This window comes from Protofrankia sp. Cr2 (assembly GCF_963555885.1).
Taxonomy (GTDB): Bacteria; Actinomycetota; Actinomycetes; order Frankiales; family Frankiaceae; genus Protofrankia.
Window position 1 is genome coordinate 32,595 of sequence record NZ_CAUVXG010000022.1, and the last position, 17,668, is coordinate 50,262.

Here is a 17,668-nt window from a genome sequence, read left to right on the forward strand (position 1 = left end):
TCCGCGACGGGGTCCTGGGTGAACCGGCCCGTGTTGCGGTGGCTGATCCGCGTCGCGAGCTCCTGGAAGGACACGTAGGCGATGGCGCGCAGCGGTGTCTTGTCGTCGCCGTCGAATCCGTGCTGCATCTGGATCATGCGGCCCCGCTCAAGGGCCACTGGGTCAACACCGCGGGTCACCATCAGGTAGTCCCGCATCGCGATGGCGTGGCGTCCCTCCTCCGCCGTCCAGCGGTGCACCCAGGTACCCCAGGCGCCGTCCCGCCCGAAGGTCGTCGCGATCACACGGTGGTAGCTGGGCAGGTTGTCCTCCGTGAGCAGGCCGACCTCGAAGGCGACCTGGGCGACGTCGGACAGCCTGGACTGGCTCGGCTCCCAGGCCAGGGTGTCGAAGTCACGGCCCTGGCTCCACGGGACGTACTCGTGCGGCATCCATTCGGCCGCCAGACCCAGGTGACGGTCGAGGTTGGTCGCGGCAACGGGCTCAAGTTCACGCAGGAGGTCAATGTCTGTGAACGATGTCATGGGCATACCCTCGCAGGCCAACTGGATGGCGGGCTACGCCGGTCAGGTGGGATTCGAAGGAGCAGGATTGTTCTCCGAGAACAGTTCCAGGGTGCGATCGCGTCAGGACGACGTCGCGGCCACCTCCGCCGGGCCGAGTGTGTGCCGGGCATGGTCGACCAGTGCGGCCGCGCCGGCATGTCCGGCCTGCTCGATCTCCTGACAGAGACGGGCGATGTCGCGGCGGGTCATCCCGGAGTCGATGGTTGCCGCGTGGGTGATGGCCTCATGCCCGAGGGTGATCGCCCGATCGGCGCCGCCTGTGCGGACATGGGCGACACCCAGTCTGGTCAGGAACTCGACCCGGTTCCGCGGGAACTCGTCGTCGAGGCTGTCAAGATCGTTGAGTGCTGCCTGGAAGTGGGGTATCGCCCGGTCCGGGTCGCCGCCGGAGAGCAGGGCCTCGCCGGCGGCGAACGAGATGTCCTTGCGGCCGGCCCAGTACATGTAGGGGGGGTTCCGCTCCGGGCTGACCTCGTTGATCAGCGAGTAGGCGAGCGTGGTCGCGGCGGCCGCCTCCATGCGGTGACCCGTGCGGCTATGGGCGACGGCCAGATCGGCCGCGATCACGGCCCGCTCGATGGCGCTCAACATACTGCGGGCGCCGGCCTGGGCCGACTGGAGCAGGGTGACCGCGTCGGCCGGCTGCCCGTACCACGTTGCCTGTTCCGCCATGCAGCGCAGGACGTTGGCACCCAGGGCAGGCGCACCCGCCTCGTGGGCGGCCCGCAGCGCCACCAGCCAGCATCGCTGTGCGGCGCCGTACTGCCCGACGTCGTACATGGCCCATCCGGCCAACCGTGCCAGCTCGGCGGCCACCGCGTACAGCCGAGCCTGATGGATGTCGTTGTGGATGCCGGTGCGCAGCAGCCGGACGGTGATGCGCAGCTCGGTGATGGACAGCGCGTGCACGTCGGTGCCGCCGAGGATGTCGCTCATCCGCCGCAGCGCGTCGACGCGCTCTTCAAAACCGTGCACCAGGGGATCATCGACAAGCTGACCGACCGCGGCGACCCGACGTCGGCATGTCCGTGCCGTGAGCCAACGCTCGGCGGCCGAGCCCAGGGACGGTCCTGACACCGGGAGAAAGCGGCGTGGCCGTTTGTCATGGGTCATCTCCGCAAGCCCTCGGGCCAGACCGTCGCCCGTCCACAGCAGGTCGAGGTCGGTGTTCGCGGGCATGAGCTGCTCGGCGAACGGCCGTGCGGTCGCGTCGTGGTGTTGGCCGAGTCTGTGCGGATCCCATCCTGGGTGCGCGTGCATTGTCACGGCGGGTTTCTCCCGTCTCCGGGCGGAGCTACTGTTGATCGTAGCCGTGCGAAAACAGCGCCCGTTTACGCCGGTTGCTGTTCCCCTCGTATTATCCCGTGGCTTGCCCTCGTCAGAAGCCGGCTTCGGATGGTACAGCGTCCCTTCCGGATCTTCACCGGCCGATATGCGGGAGACCGGCCCAAGGGGGCGTACTCGGCAATGCGGCGATCCGTATAATACGGCGCCTGTTGAGGTCGCTCACCCTCGTGCGCAACCGGGCCGTGACCCGCCTGCTGGTCGGCGCCGAGGCATCTGTATATAGACACACCTCCAGAAGAGGCAGCCTCCGCAACGGGAGGCACGGCGGGTCGGTCCGGTGTTCCGCGAACATGGGGTCTCGCTACCTGAAGAACCTACCACTCATGCCGCGCATGCCTAGTGGTCATGCCCTGGGTCACCGGTCGGCGGCAGTGGATATGGTGACAGATTACCGGTGTGTTTACCAACCGGAAATACGTTGGCTGGCTTACGTTTGTTGCTCGTCATCTTGTCGCACGGTGTATTTCAACGGCCATTTCATAATTGCCGGAACGGTATTTTCGGTGCGGCGCGGGGGTCTGTCACCGCCTCGGGCGCAGCTTCTGACCTCGGTAGACAGCGTGGAGCAATCGTCGTATTTCTCGCCGTCATCGGACGGTGGCACGGGCTGTACAGCGTCGCGGCGACATTTTCGCTGTCATTTTCCAGACCACTGGCGAGCATCGTCGGCGGGTATTTTGTCGAGCCTGGCGCTACCCGCTACCCGCTACCCGCTACCCGCTACCCGCTACCCGCTACCCGCTACCCGCTACCCGCTACCCGCGGCCCAGGCCCAGGCCCAGGCCCAGGGCCGGCTCGGGCGCGGCGGGCCGGAGCCGGCCGCTGCCGCGCACGTCCGGGGCGCCCAGTCGGGCCGCGTCGGCGGTCTGATCGTCGGCCTGCCGCTGGGACTCGCGTTCGGCCGCCACCCGGGCCCGGTAGTGCTCGATCTCCGCGGCTGCGGTCGCATGATCCCAGCCCAGCTCGGGTCCGACCAGCTCGGCGACGTGCGCGGCAGCCTCCAGGCCCCGGTCCCAGGCTTCGATGGAGATCCGGGTCCGGCGGGTCAGTACGTCGTCGAGATGCAGGGCACCCTCGTGGGACGCGGCGTACACGGCCTCCGCCGCAAGGTAGGTGCTGGCCCCGCGCAGCGGCGCTCCAAGTGCGGGGCGCTCCTCGATGAGGGCGAGGACCTCCCGCGTGAGGCTGCCGTAACGTCCCAGCAGATGCTCGACCCGGGCCACGTGCAGCCCGCTGCGGTTGGCGAGTGTCTCCCGGGCGTTCCACAGCGCCTGGTAGCCGTCGGCACCCAGAAGCGGGATCCGCTCGGTGCACGAGGCCGGCACGTACCGGTTCATGCCGTGGACGGCTGAGTCGACCGCGTCGCGGGCCATCACCCGGTAGGTCGTGTACTTCCCGCCGGCCACCATGGTCAGGCCCGACACCGGCGAGACGACCGCGTGTTCCCGGGACAGCCGCGAGGTGCCCTCGGACTCGCCGGACAGCAGCGGCCGCAGCCCGGCGTAGACCCCGGTGATGTCCTCGTTGGTCAGCGGTGTGCGCAGCACCCGGTTGACGTGTTTCAGCACGTAATCGATGTCCGCGCTGCTGGCTGCCGGGTGGGCGAGGTCGAGGTTCCAGTCCGTGTCGGTCGTCCCGATGATCCAGTGCGAGCCCCAGGGGATCACGAACAACACGCTGGTCCGGGTACGCAGGATCAGCCCGGTGGTGGAGTGGATCCGGTCGCGCGGTACCACCAGGTGGACGCCTTTGGACACCCGGACGGACAGCTGACCGCGGCCGCCGGCCATGGCCTGGATGTCGTCGGTCCACACCCCCGCCGCGTTGATGGTCTGGCGGGCCCGGACGTCGATCTGCCCGCCGTTCTCGAGGTCGTCGACACGGACGCCGCTGACCCGGTCGCCCTCCCGCAGCAGTCCCGTCACCCGGGCGCTGGTGGCGATCAGGGCGCCGTAGTGGGCTGCGGTGCGGGCGACGAACATGGTGTGGCGGGCATCGTCGACCTGGGCGTCCCAGTAGCGGATCGCCCCCACCATGGAGTCCGGTCGCAGGGACGGCGCGGCGCGCAGCGCGGCCTGCCTGCTCAGATGGCGGTGGTACGGCACGTTGCGGCGACCGCCGCCGAGGGTGTCGTAGAGCAGCATTCCGCTGCCGACATAGGCGCGTTCCCACATCCGATGGGTGATCGGGTATATGAACGGAACCGGGCGGACCAGGTGCGGGCACAGGGTGTCCAGCAGGAGTGCCCGTTCCCGCAGCGCCTCGGCGACCAGCGCCACGTTGCGCTGCTCGAGGTAACGGAGCCCGCCGTGGATGAGTTTGCTCGACCGGCTGGATGTGCCGGCCGCGAGGTCTCGTGCCTCGACCAGGGCCACCGACAGGCCGCGGGTGGCCGCGTCGAGCGCGACCCCCGCACCGGTGACGCCGCCGCCGATGACGACAACGTCGACGACGTCGGTCGCCATCTGGCGCAGGGCGTCGTCCCGGGTGGTGGGGTTGAGCCGGGCCGGAACAATCATCGTGTTCCCCGTTTCCGGAGCGCGGATGCAAGGTGGGGCGCGGACACACGTCACATCGTGCCCGCTGCAAATAAACTCCGCATGCCGCGTTGCGCACAGCCAGCCCGCAGGAGCCGCCTGATGGACCTCAGTTTCACCCCCGAGGAGGAACAGTTCCGCGCGGAGCTGCGTGCGTGGCTGGCGGACAACATCCCGCCGCGGTGGCGGTCCCGGTCGTTCTGGTCGGCTATGCCCGAGGCGGCGGCGTTCGAGCTGCGCCGGGACTGGGAGCGCCGTAAATACGACGCAGGATTCGCCGGTATCTCCTGGCCGCGGGAGTACGGCGGGCGCGGCGGGACTCCCGGCATGCAGGCGATCTACGATGCGGAGACGCAGCGTGCCGGGGCGCCACACACGGTCAACGCCCTCGGTCTGGCCTTCCTCGCTCCCACCGTCATGGCGATCGGTACCGACGAGCAGAAGCGCGACATCGTCGGCCCGATGCTGCGCAACGAGGTGATCTGGTGCCAGGGTTTCTCCGAGCCGGGTGCGGGGTCGGACCTCGCCGCGCTGCGCACCAGCGGCGTGCTCGACGGCGACGAGTTCATCGTCAACGGCCAGAAGGTCTGGACGACCAATGCCGTGTACGCGGACAAGATCTTCGCGTTGGTCCGCACGGAACCCGGCTCCCAGCGGCACAGCGGTATCTCCATGCTGCTCATCGACATGCGGTCCGATGGGGTGCAGGCCCGGCCGTTGCGTCAGATCAGCGGCGCGAGCGAGTTCGGCGAGGTGTTCTTCACCGATGCCCGGGTGAAGGTCGGTGACTGTCTCGGTGGGGTCGGCAACGGCTGGGCAACGGCGATGCTGTTGCTCTCGTTCGAACGTGGAGCCTCTGGCATCGTCCAGTACACCGCCATGCGCCGCCAGTTCGACGAGATCGTGGCCACCGCGGCCACCTTCGGCCGCACCGGCGACCCGATCCTGCGTCAGCAGCTCGCCAGCCGGATGGTCGAGCTCGAGTGCCTGCGCTACCACTCGATGCACGTGCTCACCCAGGTCGAACGGGGGGAGGACCTCGGGGCCGGGTCGTCTGTGACCAAACTGCAGTGGTCGCACACGCACCAGGAACTGTGGGAGACCTTCGACGATCTGCTCGGTCCGGAGGCGACGCTCGCCCGGCCGCGGCCCGACACCGACCTGCGCGCCATGCAGCAGGAGGCGATGTGGTCGCGTTCGGTGACGATCTGGGGTGGTTCATCGCAGGTGCAACGCAACATCGTCGCCGAGCGGGTCCTCGGACTTCCTCGATGATCTTCATGAGCTGTCGGCGACTCCCAGCGGCCAGTTAGGCAGACTCCAGCCATGCACTTCGCGCTCACCGATGAGCAGTGCGCCCTGGGTGACGCCGTCCGCGACTACCTCGCGGACCGGTTCGCCCTGAGCGCCGTCCGTGCCGTGTTCGAGGACCTTGGCGGCACGGGTAATCCCGCGCAGCTGTGGAAGGCCATGGGCGAGCAGGGCTGGCTCGCCGTATGCGTCCCCGAGGAGTACGACGGCCTGGGGCTCGGCCTGGTGGCCGCCCAGGCGGTTGCCCGTGCCTTCGGTGCGGGCGTCATACCCGGTCCGTGGCTGCCGACGGTACTCGCGGGCGAGGCACTGGCGCTGGCGGGATCGGATGCGCAGAAGGCATCCTTGCTGCCCGCCGTCGCCTCGGGTGCGCTGGTGGCCACGGTGGCCCTACGAGGACCCGCCGGTCGCTACGACCGCAGCGGCGTGCGGGTCGGCGCCGACGAGGCGGGCCGGTTGACCGGATCGGCGCTGCCCGTCGACTACGCCGAGACGGCGGAGATCATTGTGGTGGCGGCCCTGGAACCCGGCGGGGAGGTCGGGCTGTACCTGGTCGAACCGGGTCTGCCGGGGGTCCAGGTGACCGGTCTGGAAAGCTATGACGGCTCGGTGCGCACGGCTTCGGTGGTTCTCGACGGCGTGCCCGGACAGCGCCTTCCCGGCTCGTCCACGGCCGTGTTCGTCGATCTTCTCGATCGGGGCGCGGTGCTCACGGCAGGCGACCTCGTCGGCCTTGCCAGGGAGGCGTTGGCACGCACCGTCGCCTACGCCTGCGACCGGGTGCAGTTCGGCCGGGCGGTCGGTTCCTTCCAGGCGCTCAAGCACCACCTCGCCGACCTGCACGTCGCCGTGACCATGTCGGAGCATGCGGTCCTGTACGCGGCGCACGCGCTGGATGCCGGGCTCGCCGACCGTCGGCTGGCGGTCGCCGTGGCCAAGAGCAAGGCCTCGGACACCGCCCGGGAGGTGACCGCCGCGATGATCCAATATCACGGTGGGATCGGCTACACCTGGGAGCACGACGCCCATTTCTTCTACAAGCGGGCCAAGCGCGAGGCCTACAGCTATGGGGATCCGATCGAGCACCGTGACCGGGTCGCGGCCTTCACCATCGACGGGATTTCACCGACAGCGGTCGGTTCCTGACGGTTCCGTGCCACCCGGCCGCTGCGAAGGTCCAGACTGAGGGTTCGTGCATGGCCGCGCTTGTGACGCTCTGGAATCCGTGACCGCCCGAGTGCTGGCGGTTATGCGAGTGGCGTCGCTGTTCGTCCTCGTCGCGTACGTCCTCATCTGGAACGACTGGTATCTCGGGTCGACCGAGCGTCTCGCGGCGGTGGCCGGCGCCGTGTTGTGGGACCTGGTGTTCATCGGTGGCGCCATGCGCGGCCGGATCCCGAACTGGCTGGTGGTCGGGGAATTCGTCACGGCGGTGGTCCTCGGCGTGGGTGCCCCCAGGTGGCTGCCGCCGGAGTCTCTCGGCGACGGTGGCACCTGGATCTACCGGATGCTGATCGGAGCCGGTGTCGCCGCTGCCTGGCAGGCACCCGCCGTCCTGTTCCCCGCGGTTGTCGCAGTGCTCGCGGCAGTGCAGTTCGGCAGCGCACCGACGGCGATGCCCCAGGTGGCCGGCTCCACCGGCCTGCTCGTCGCGATCTGCCTGGTGTTCCGGCTGGCCGCGACCAGACTGCGGCGCAACGCGGTCGCCGCGGACGCGCGGTTGGCGGCCGCCGCCGGGCGGTTGCGGGCCGAGACGGTCACCGACGCCCGCCGGCGCGATCGGCGGGAACGGGAACGGGTCATCCACGACACGGTGCTCAACACCCTCACCGGCATCGGATGGGGCGGCGGCGCGGACGACGAGCCGACCCGACGCCGGTGCGCGCGCAGCGTCGAGGCGATGGAGGATCTCATTGCCGGGCACGACTGGTATGCACGCGTCGACCTCACCGAGCGGATCGGTCGACTCGCCGCGGACGCCCGTGACAACGGACTCGATGTGCAGGTGCGCGTCCACCGGGACGCGGGCGCGGACCCGCCGTCGCTGGTCGTGGCGGCGCTGACGGCCGCCGCCGGGGAGGCGCTGGCCAACGTCGCGCGACATGCCCACACCCGCCGGGCGACGGTTGTCGCCCACTGCCGGAATGATCATTTTGATATCACGGTGAGCGACGACGGTGTCGGCTTCGATCCCGGCCGGACAGATCCGCAGCGGCTCGGCCTGCGTGCCTCGATCGCCGAACGGGTCGCCGACGTCGGCGGCAGCATTGAGATCGACAGTCGACCCGGGCGTGGAACCACGGTCGCGATGGCCTGGCGGGCGCCTGCCTCCCCGGTTGAGCCGCCCGATGCGGTCGGCTACCTTCGCCGGCACTACGACACCGGCGTGCGGCGGATGGTCGCACTCTCCGTCGCCAGTTGGCAGGGGCTGCTGGCCCTGACAGTGATCGGCTACTGGGACCGGGTGCACCGGCCGGTCGTATCGGTCGCGCTGTGGGTGGCGATCGGCGTAGGTGTCGCCCTCGCCGTCCGGGTGATGTGGCATCGCAGCCTCAACCGGGTGGAGGCCGCCGGCGTGGTCATCCTCGCGTTCACGACCGCCGTCGCCGGTGGGCTCAACACCACCGGCGGGGACACGATCAGGATGATCGACTGGCCGGCCACGATGGCGCTGCCGGTACTTCTCGTGCTGGTCGTGGTATCTCGGCCGGCGCGGGAGTGGCTGGTGGCCGTGGCCGCCGCGACCGTGTTGCTCGTCTCGATCGTGCTGCTGGGCGGGGATACCGGACCGATCGTGCTGTCCCGGCTGAGCACGTCCGTGTACGGGTTGTGGTCCCTGCAGGCATTGATCACCGCGTTCGGCCCGGCGTTGCGGAGCACGGCGCAGGCCACCGCCCAGGCCATGCAGGACGAGGCCGAGATCGCCGGCCGGACGGAAGCGGCCGCGCGGATTCTCGCCGACCGTGATCGTGGCCTGCGTGACATCGAGAGCGACACCCTGCCGCTGCTGCGTGCGATCGCCGGCGGCCAGCTCGACCCGCGTGACCCGGCGGTGCGGGAACGGTGCACCCGTCGGGCGTCGGTGCTGCGCCGGACGCTGGCCTCCACAGCTGGTCCGCCCGGGTCACTCGGGGTGCTCGAGCCGGTGGTGGAGGCCGCCGAGTCGCGGGGCATCGACGTCGAGGTGCAGCTGGCCGGTGACCTGCGCCGGTGTCCAGGCGTCCTGCAGGAGGGGATCGTGGTCGCGATCGGCCAGGCGTTGCGTTCGGTCCCGGCCGGGCCGGTGCTGCTGACCGTCCTGTCCTCGCCCGAGGCCGGCAGCGTGTTCGTGTCCTTCCCGGTCGCGGCCGGGACGTTCGTGGATCCGGTTCGGCTGCCACAGTCGTGGCCGGGACCCGTCCTTGAGGTCAGCGCCGACGTCGCGGACGGCAAGGCCTGCCTCGAACTGCGCTGGCCTGTCCCCACCTGACCCGGCCACCTGACCCGGCCACACAGCCTGACCGTCATCAGGTTCCCGCGGCGGCGAGCAGAGCCAGGACGTGGGGGAGCGCGGCGGCACGGTCGGCCGGCACCAGGCCGATGCGGGTGCGCCGGTCCAACAGGTCGCCGGCGTCGAGGGCACCCTCGTGCCGCAGCGCGAACACCAGTTCCGCGCCCGTGGTGTCCACGCGGTCACACAAGGGCGCGAGCAGTGCCGGATCGCCCCGCGCGCACTCGACCACGGCGGGCGCCTCGGTGCCGTAGCGGGCGACCAACCGGCGCGGCGCGGCCACCTCGGCGAGCACCGACCGCTCGGCCGCGCCCACCAGGGGCAGCGCCCGGGTCCGACAGGGCCCGGTGCGCAGCCCACGTGCCTCCGCCAGCGCATCCACGGCGTCCGCGGCCATCTGCCGGTAGGTGGTGAGCTTGCCGCCGACGACGGTCACCACGCCGTCGGCAGAGGTGACGACGGCGTGGCGGCGCGAGAGGTCCGCGGTGCGCCTGGCCGTCCCGGCCTGCAGCGGGCGCAGCCCGGCGAACGTGCCCAGGACGTCGGCCCGGTCGACGGGTACCGCGAGAACGCTGGAGACGACGTCGCGCAGGAACTCGGTCTCGGCCGGGGTCGCCGCCGGGGTGTCGGTCACGGCGTCGGTGGGTTCGTCCGTGAGCCCGACGTAGACCCGCCCACCGAGTTGCGGCAGCGCGAACACATATCGGTTACGTTCATGCGGTACCGGCATGGTGATCGCCGTCCGGAGCCCGTCGAAGGCGCTGTCCGCCACGACAAGGTGGCTTCCGCGGCTCGGGCGCAGGGTGATGTCGCCGCACAGTTCGCTGGCCCACACTCCGGTTGCGTTCACCACTGACCGCGAACGGAACGTGACCGCGGTGCCGGTGAGCATGTCGACCGCGGCGGCTCCATCCCCGTCGATGGATCGGACCGGGCAGTGCGTGATGATCCGTGCGCCGTACCGGGCCGCCGTCCGAGCGATCGCGACGACCAGACGCGCGTCGTCGACGAGCTGGCCGTCCCAGGACAGCAGCCCGCCGCGCAGCCCGGCGGTCCGCAGCGCCGGCACCATGGCCTGGGTCTCGACCGCGCTCAACCGTCGCGGCCCCGGCAGCACCGACCGCGGGGTGCCGGCGCCACGCCGGATCAGGTCGGCGGCGTGCAGGCCGGCGTCGGCGAGCAGAGCAGTGGAGGTGGGGAGGCCGGCCATCAACGGAAACACCATCGGCAGCGGCCGCACCAGATGTGGCGCGGTGGTGCGCAGCAGGATGTCGCGTTCCCGGGCGCACTGGCGGGCCAGCGCGACGTCGCCGGCGGCCAGGTAGCGCACTCCGCCGTGGACGAGCTTGGAGCTCCACCGGCTGGTGCCGAAGGCCAGGTCGTGGGCTTCCAGGAGCGCGACGGACAGCCCGCGGCTCGCGGCATCCAATGCCACACCCGCCCCGGTCACCCCGCCGCCGATGACGAGAACGTCGACGACGGCACCGCCCGTCAGATCGGCGAGATCCCGATCGCGCTGCCGGCGATTGAGCGACCCGGTCGGTTGCGCGTCCCCAGCCCGATTGGGTAACACGGTGTGTACTTTCCGGTCACGCTGTGACCACATCTGTCACAGTGTATGTCGTGTCACCGTCGACAACGAATCCTGATGATTGTTCATGATGGCGGGATGGCGGGATGGCGGGATGGCGGGATGACGGGATGACGGGAGTTGACGGCGGGATGGTCTGGTGGGGCTGGGGCGCGGCGGAGGCGCACACACCGCTGCCCGCCGGTGTCCGCTCCCTGCTGGAACAGGTTCTGGGTACCGCATGCCGGGACACCCCACCGGTGGGCACTGACGCGCTGCGGCTGCCGGTGGGCAGCCTTGCCGACGACGCGCACGCGGCCCTGGTGGGCGTGCTCGGCCCGGCCTGGGTCCGCGACGACCGGGCGAGCCTGGTCCGGCACTGCCGTGGGCGGTCCACGACCGACCTGCTGCGTCTTCGCGCCGGCGACGCCATGGATGCCCCGGACGCGGTCGTCCTGCCCGCAAGCCACGACGAGGTACACGCCGTGCTCGCGGTCTGCGGCCGCCATCGGCTCGCGGTGGTTCCGTTCGGTGGGGGGACGTCGGTGGTCGGCGGCCTGGTCGCCGTCCGTGCCGGCTTCGCCGGTGTGATCGCGCTCGACGTGACCCGGATGAACCGGCTCGTCAGCGTCGACGCCAAGTCGCAGATCGTCGCGGTTGAGCCCGGTGTGCGCGGCCCGGCGCTGGCGGCCGGGCTTGCCACGCACGGCTTCACCCTCGGCCATCTGCCGCAGTCGTGGGAGTACGCGACGGTCGGCGGGTTCGCCGCGACCCGGTCCAGCGGCCAGGCATCTGCCGGCCACGGTCGGTTCGACAGCATGGTCGTCGGCGTCCGGGTCGCCACCCCGGTGGGCACCTGGGAGCTCGGCCGCGCGCCCGCGTCCGCCGCCGGACCCGACCTGCGCGAGCTCGTCCTCGGTTCCGAAGGCGCCTTCGGGGTCATCACCCAGGTGCGGCTGCGCGTGCGACCCCGGCCCGAGGCCACCCACTACGAGGGCTGGCGCCTGACGGACTTCACCGGCGCGGCCGACGTGCTGCGCACCCTGGCACAGCGGGATCTGCTGCCGACGGTCGTGCGGCTCTCGGATGAGGTCGAGACCGCGGCCGGGCTCGCCGGCGGTAGTCCCGTCACCGCTGACCCCGTCACGGGCGGCGCTGTCACCGCTGACCCTGTCCCCGGCGGCGGCTGCCACCTGATCACCGGGTACGAGGGCCGGGCCGGATGGGTCGCCGCGCGCCGGTCCGAGGTCGGCGAACTGTTGCGCGCGGCCGGCGCGGTCGCGTTGGGGCGCGACATCGGGGCCAGGTGGCTACGCGACCGGTTTCGCGGTCCGTATCTGCGCGATGCCCTGCTGGACGTCGGGATGTTCGCCGAGACCCTGGAGACGGCCGGGTTCTGGTCGACCCTGCCCGGCCTGTACACCGGTGTGCGGGACGCGATCGTCGCGGCCCTGGCCGTGCAGGATGCGCCGGGGGTGGTCATGTGTCACATCTCGCACGTCTACCCGACCGGCGCCTCGCTGTACTTCACCGTCGTGTATCCCCAGCCCGGCGAACCGGTGGCGAGCTGGGGGAGGGTGAAGGCCGCAGCCACCCGCGCGGTCCTCGACGCGGGCGGGACCATCACCCACCATCACGCCGTCGGCACCGACCATCAGCCGTGGCTCGCGGCGGAGATCGGTGACATCGGGATGGCCGTCCTGCGCTCGGTCAAGGACACCCTCGACCCGGCCGGAATCCTCAACCCGGGAATTCTCCTACGGTAAGAGGATGCAGCAGGAGGATCAGGCGCTCGTCGTCGTCGGACCGGGGCGGGCCTTCGGCGTCCAGCTCCTGCGCCGGTTCGCCCGGGAGGGCTTCGCACTCGGCGTGATCGCGCGTTCGGCCGACACGGTCGGGCGGATCGAAGCCGACCTCGCCCGGGAGGATGTCGCGGTCACCGGCGAGGTCGCCGATGTCACCGAACCGGGCGCCGTCACCGCGGCGTTGGGCAAACTCGCCGACGGGCTGGGCGGCCTGACCGTCGTTGTCTACAACGCGAAGCTGAGCATCCGGGGCAGTGCGCTGTCGGTGTCGGCGGAAACGGTCAACCAGACGTTGGCGGTCAACGTGACCGGCGCACTCACCGTGGTGCAGGCCGCCGTGGGGTTGCTGGCCGATCGTCGGTCGACGTGCGTGCTACTGACCGCGGCCGGGCTGCGCACCGAACCGGCCGCCGGGCGTTTCGCCCTCGCGATCGGCAAGGCTGGCCTGCTCGCGCTCGGGACGTCGCTTGCGCCGGTACTGCAGGCGCGTGGAATCCGGCTTCGGACCGTGGTGTTGGAGGCCCGCGTCGCACCTGCCGGCCCGCTTTCGCCGGAGGCGGTGGCCGAGCACTTCTGGAACGTCTATTCGGCCCCGCGCGGATCGGTTTTCCGACTCGTCCCGCCAAAGGGGTCCGACCGGGCGCCGCAGCTGTTCGGGGAGGTCTGACGCCTGTCTGACCCAAGTCGTGCCAGGACCCGCCGATCGTGCGACCATCCAGACCGTGAGACGTGGACCTGATGACGACTCGGACCGGGGTAGTGGGTCGGAGGACTCGACCCGCCGCCTGCCACCGTCCGCCGGTACCCAGCCGGGCGATGGAACGCGCAAGGCACGGGTCGTGGGTCCCGTTGGTCCGCCGCCACCCGCGGATTCGTTCCGCCCGGCCGGTCGACAACCGCGAACCCGCCCTGATCCCACCCGGCCGGCGAACCCGCCCCTTGGCGACACCCGACGGACCGACGCCGACACCCGACGGACCGACGCACCTCCGGCCGGTGCCCATCCGGCCGACTCCTACCGGGACGAGCCATACCGAAATGATTCATACCGGGACGACCCCTACCGGGCGGACCCTTACCGGGACGAGTCCCACCCGGCGGACGGCGGCGCGGCGTACCCGGGTCACGGTTCTGGTTCCGGTTACACGGCGCAGCACTCGTCAGCCGTGCCACCGGTCGAGCCGGCCGGCGTGACGGCCTCGCCGACCGCTCCGGCTCGCCGGCGGCGTCGACGCAGATGGCCGATCATCACACTGATCGTGTTGCTCGCGTTGCTGGTTGTGGCCGACCGTGCGGCGGTACCGATCGCCGAAAGCCAGATGAAGGCGAAGGCTCAGGCGGGTGTTGCCCAGTCCAGCAAGGATCCGACTGTCACGCCACCCACGGTGACCGACGTCAGCATCGGCGGCATCCCGTTCCTGACCCAGATCCTGTTCGGTAAGTATGACGACCTGAGGGTGACGGTGACGGGCATCTCCACACCCGGGCCGCGTATCTCGGCGGTGAAAGCCCGCCTCCAGGGCGTTCACGTACCGTTCGGGGACGCGATCCGCGACCAGGTGGGGCAGGTCCCGGTGGACAAGGTGACCGCCGATGTGCAGATCAGCTACAGCGATCTCAACACCTATCTGGCGGGCCTGAATCTGTCGATCGGGAAGGTCCAGGTGGCGCCCGGCACTGACGGCAAGGTCAAAGTGAATGTGGATGTGTCCTTGCCGATCGTGGGTTCGATCATCGGTTCGCAGTCGATCGAAACGGGTTTCACCGTCAAGGACAACAACCTCACGCTGGTTCTACCCGGGGGACTGGCGCTGCCGGCGATTCCGTTGCCGATCGCCGGGCTGCCGTTCAACCTGCGGATCGAGAGTGCCACGGCCGGCAGCAACGGCATCGCGGTGCGGGCAGCGGCCACCGACGTCATCCTTCCTGCCGGCATCTGAGCCGGCGCCTGAGCCGGCGGTCACCCCGTGTATCGCCGGCTCTGTTCCCACGCTGCGTCCAATCAGCGACAGTTCCCGGACCGCTGGGTGGGCGACCGGCGATTCTTAGAGCGCCCGGCAATAGGGGCGTGGATCAAGGAGCGGGGCTGGGGCGCGTGCATCGCGAGGCGGAGGAGGAAGGCACCCTGGTGTCGGGTGCCGACCGACGACAACGACGCGAGGTGCGTGCCCCGGCCCTGCGACGCCGCGTCCCCTGTTGCCGGTCGCTCTTACTCGTTGGCGGATACTGTCGGACTCGTGGCCGGTCGTCTCCGGACATGACTGATGTGGTCATGACTGCTGTGGACATGTCTGGCACCGGCATGACCGACCCCGCGCAGTCTGCCCCCTGCGTTGCGTCCGTGGTGATTGGTCCACCCAACCTGGATCATGGTCTGTGGACGACGCTACGATTCAGACGAACCGCAAGATCGGACGATCCATGTCGAAGTAGTTCGGCGGGGCATCCGGCCTGTGTCCCGTCCTGAAGGGGGAAACACGTGCAGACGACCCTCAGAGTCGTCAGCGGCGCCATCGTGGCCACCGTGCCTGCCGGCCAGCCGTTCGTCGTCGGGCGTGCCCGCTCGGCCGACTTCGTCATGCCCGACAGTCGGGTGTCCCGCCGTCACCTGCTGATCGAACCGGTCGGCGCGGGCTGGGCGGTGCGGGACATCAGCTCGAACGGAACCTGGCTCGACGGCCAGCGGGTGCAGAGCGTGGATGTGAACGGCGAGATCCGCTTCCGGCTCGGTACTCCGACCGGACCGGAGGTCGTCGTCCAGCCTGAGGTGCTCGCCGGCGGCGACGATGCTCCCCCCGGCTTCGAGGATCCGCATTTCGAGATGCCGACGATGCTGCGGAACGCCACCGGCTTCGAGCCCGGACCGCAACTGCCCCGGCAGGCCCCGCGGCGTCCCGATGACACCGGCGGACCGGACCTTGAGCGTGAGCACGAACGCCAGACGGCGTACCCGCTGCGCCCCGGCACGATGTCCATCGGGCGGTCCCGCGACAACGACATCGTCGTCGGTGACCTGTTGGCTTCCCGCCGGCATGCGGAGCTGTACGTCGGCCACAGCGGGACCGGCGCCGGCGATGTGGAGATCGCCGATCTCGAGTCCGCGAACGGCACGTTCGTCAACGGCAAGCGCATCGTCCGTGAGCCGGTACCGCAGGGTGCGGTGATCGCCGTCGGTCACCATGTGTTCCAGCTTGTCGGCAACGAGCTCGTCGAGTACATCGACTCCGGGGACGTCAGCTTCGAGGCCGACGGTCTGAACGTGTGGGCCGGCCAGAAACAGCTCATGCACGACATGACCTTCCGGCTGCGTGGGAGTGCGCTGCTGGCAGTGGTCGGGCCGAGTGGCGCGGGCAAGTCCACGCTGCTCAACGCCCTTACCGGGTTCCGCCCGGCCGACAAGGGCGAGGTGCGGTACGCCGGTCGGAACATGTACTCCGAGTACGACGAACTGCGCCGCCGCATCGGCTACGTGCCCCAGGAGGACCTGCTCCACACCACCCTGACCGTGCGCCGGGCCCTCGAGTTCGGCGCCGAGCTGCGGTTCCCTCCGGACACGACCAAGGAGGAACGCGGCGTCCGGATCGACGAGGTGCTCGCCGAACTCAAACTCACCCAACATGCGGACAAAAAGGTCGCAGATCTGTCCGGTGGGCAGCGCAAGCGCACCAGCGTCGCCCTGGAACTGCTGACCAAGCCCACCTTGCTGTACCTGGACGAGCCCACGTCCGGTCTCGACCCGGGCATGGACAAGGAGGTCATGGAGTCGCTGCGCAAGCTGGCCAACGACGGTAGGACGGTCGTCGTGGTCACGCACAGCGTGGCCCAGCTGGAGCTCTGCAACTACCTCTTGGTGCTCGCCCCGGGCGGGTACGTCGCCTACTTCGGCCCGCCGCGCGACGCCCTGTCCTTCTTCGGGAAGAAGGACTACCCGGATGTCTTCCTGATGCTGGAGGCGACACCGGGCGCGGAGTCGGCGGCCCGGTTCCGCCAGTCGCGCTACTACGTGCCCGCGTCGGTGACCGCGCCGTCGGCCCGCCCGGCACGCGAAGACCTGCCGAGCATCCGCCAGCAGTCGGTGCTCTCCCAGCTGATCACGTTAAGTCGGCGGACGCTGGCGGTGGTCGCGTCTGACAAGTCCTACCTGCGGCTCATCGTCGTGTTCCCGTTCCTGCTCGGGCTCATCCCGCGCGCCATACCCGGCGGTTTCGCTGCTCCGACGCCGCCGGATCAGTTCACGCCGAACTCGGACGCCGGCACGATCCTGCTGGTGATGGTGTTGTGCGCCTGTTTCATGGGGATGGCGAACTCGGTCCGTGAGATCGTCAAGGAACGGGCGATCTACCGCCGGGAACGGGCGATCGGGCTGTCCCGGACCGCCTACATCGGCTCGAAGATTCTCGTCCTGACGCTGATCACCACGTTGCAGGCCATCCCGTTCACCCTGATCGGTCTTGCCGGCCGACAGCCCGCCGACGGGGTCGTGCTCGGAAACTCCCTGCTGGAGTGTCTGATCGCGGTGATCGTGGTGTCGCTGTCCTCGGCCATGCTGGGGCTCGTCATCTCCGCGCTGGTCGACAACGCGGACAAGACCATGCCGTTGCTCGTGCTCCTCACCATGGCGCAACTGGTGTTCAGCGGTGGCATCCTGCCCGTTCACGGCAAGCCGGGTCTGGAGCAGATCAGCCTGATCGCGCCGGCCCGCTGGGGCTTTGCCGGGTTGTCCTCGGTCGGTGACCTGAACACCATCAGCCTGGCGGGAAAGCCCAGTCCGCAGGACGCCACCAAACTGCTCAACAACAAGGTGGTCGTGGACCCGTTCTTCGAGCACACATCATCGGCCTATCTCACCGACATCGCCGCCGGCGTGGGGCTCGGCGTGATCTGTGTCATCGCCACCGCCTTCCTGATCCGCCGGATGGACCCGAAGACCGCCAAGCGCAAGCCGGCGTAGCCGCGACTGCCACCCCCCGACGGACCTCCCAGATCGGCTTCGCCAATCCGGCAGGAACCCCGACTTCCGGCGCCGACCACTTAGAGCGCCC

General features: G+C 69.9%; 11 protein-coding genes. 7 read left to right on the forward strand and 4 right to left on the reverse strand.

Going from position 1 to position 17,668, the window contains the following annotated elements; genetic code table 11:
• From U9978_RS12335 to U9978_RS12345, 3 genes are all read right to left on the reverse strand, one after another.
• Positions 1–524: acyl-ACP desaturase (locus tag U9978_RS12335; RefSeq protein WP_322761244.1), on the reverse strand; the 524-nt coding region annotated here is incomplete at its 3' end.
• A 102-nt stretch (positions 525–626) separates the two neighbouring features.
• Positions 627–1,832 (reverse strand): XRE family transcriptional regulator, encoded by a 1,206-nt coding sequence (locus tag U9978_RS12340; RefSeq protein WP_322761245.1) that lies wholly within the window; start codon positions 1,830–1,832, stop codon positions 627–629.
• Positions 1,833–2,668: 836 nt separating this feature from the next.
• Positions 2,669–4,432: a glycerol-3-phosphate dehydrogenase/oxidase gene (locus U9978_RS12345; protein WP_322761246.1), complete on the reverse strand. Its 1,764-nt coding sequence runs from the start codon at positions 4,430–4,432 to the stop codon at positions 2,669–2,671.
• A gap of 120 nt (positions 4,433–4,552) precedes the next feature.
• Between U9978_RS12345 and U9978_RS12350 the strand changes: the two genes are divergently transcribed.
• The 3 genes from U9978_RS12350 (at position 4,553) to U9978_RS12360 (ending at position 9,230) form a co-directional block, all read left to right on the forward strand.
• Complete coding sequence (locus tag U9978_RS12350) at positions 4,553–5,725, forward strand: acyl-CoA dehydrogenase family protein (protein WP_322761247.1); 1,173 nt, start codon at positions 4,553–4,555, stop codon at positions 5,723–5,725.
• Positions 5,726–5,776: 51 nt separating this feature from the next.
• Positions 5,777–6,907, forward strand: coding sequence for an acyl-CoA dehydrogenase family protein (locus tag U9978_RS12355; protein WP_322761248.1), 1,131 nt, complete (start codon positions 5,777–5,779; stop codon positions 6,905–6,907).
• A gap of 109 nt (positions 6,908–7,016) precedes the next feature.
• Positions 7,017–9,230 (forward strand): ATP-binding protein, encoded by a 2,214-nt coding sequence (locus U9978_RS12360; RefSeq protein ID WP_322761249.1) that lies wholly within the window; start codon positions 7,017–7,019, stop codon positions 9,228–9,230.
• A gap of 37 nt (positions 9,231–9,267) precedes the next feature.
• Here U9978_RS12360 and U9978_RS12365 read toward each other — a convergent pair whose 3' ends face one another.
• Positions 9,268–10,824: a glycerol-3-phosphate dehydrogenase/oxidase gene (locus tag U9978_RS12365; RefSeq protein WP_322761250.1), complete on the reverse strand. Its 1,557-nt coding sequence runs from the start codon at positions 10,822–10,824 to the stop codon at positions 9,268–9,270.
• A 128-nt stretch (positions 10,825–10,952) separates the two neighbouring features.
• On the opposite strand from U9978_RS12365, the gene U9978_RS12370 reads away from it, so the two are divergent.
• The 4 genes from U9978_RS12370 to U9978_RS12385 all read left to right on the forward strand — a co-directional run bounded on the left by U9978_RS12370 (position 10,953) and on the right by U9978_RS12385 (position 17,577).
• Positions 10,953–12,587, forward strand: a complete 1,635-nt coding sequence (locus U9978_RS12370) for an FAD-binding oxidoreductase (RefSeq protein ID WP_322761251.1) — start codon at positions 10,953–10,955, stop codon at positions 12,585–12,587.
• A 4-nt stretch (positions 12,588–12,591) separates the two neighbouring features.
• Complete coding sequence (locus U9978_RS12375; protein WP_322761252.1) at positions 12,592–13,293, forward strand: SDR family NAD(P)-dependent oxidoreductase; 702 nt, start codon at positions 12,592–12,594, stop codon at positions 13,291–13,293.
• 172 nt (positions 13,294–13,465) lie between these two features.
• Entirely contained in the window at positions 13,466–14,566 is a 1,101-nt protein-coding gene (locus U9978_RS12380; RefSeq protein ID WP_322761253.1) for a DUF2993 domain-containing protein, read from the forward strand.
• Between the two features lie 539 nt (positions 14,567–15,105).
• Positions 15,106–17,577 carry an ATP-binding cassette domain-containing protein gene (locus U9978_RS12385; protein ID WP_322761254.1) on the forward strand — a complete coding sequence of 824 codons (2,472 nt, stop codon included), beginning with the start codon at positions 15,106–15,108 and terminating at the stop codon, positions 17,575–17,577.
• Positions 17,578–17,668: the final 91 nt, after the last annotated feature.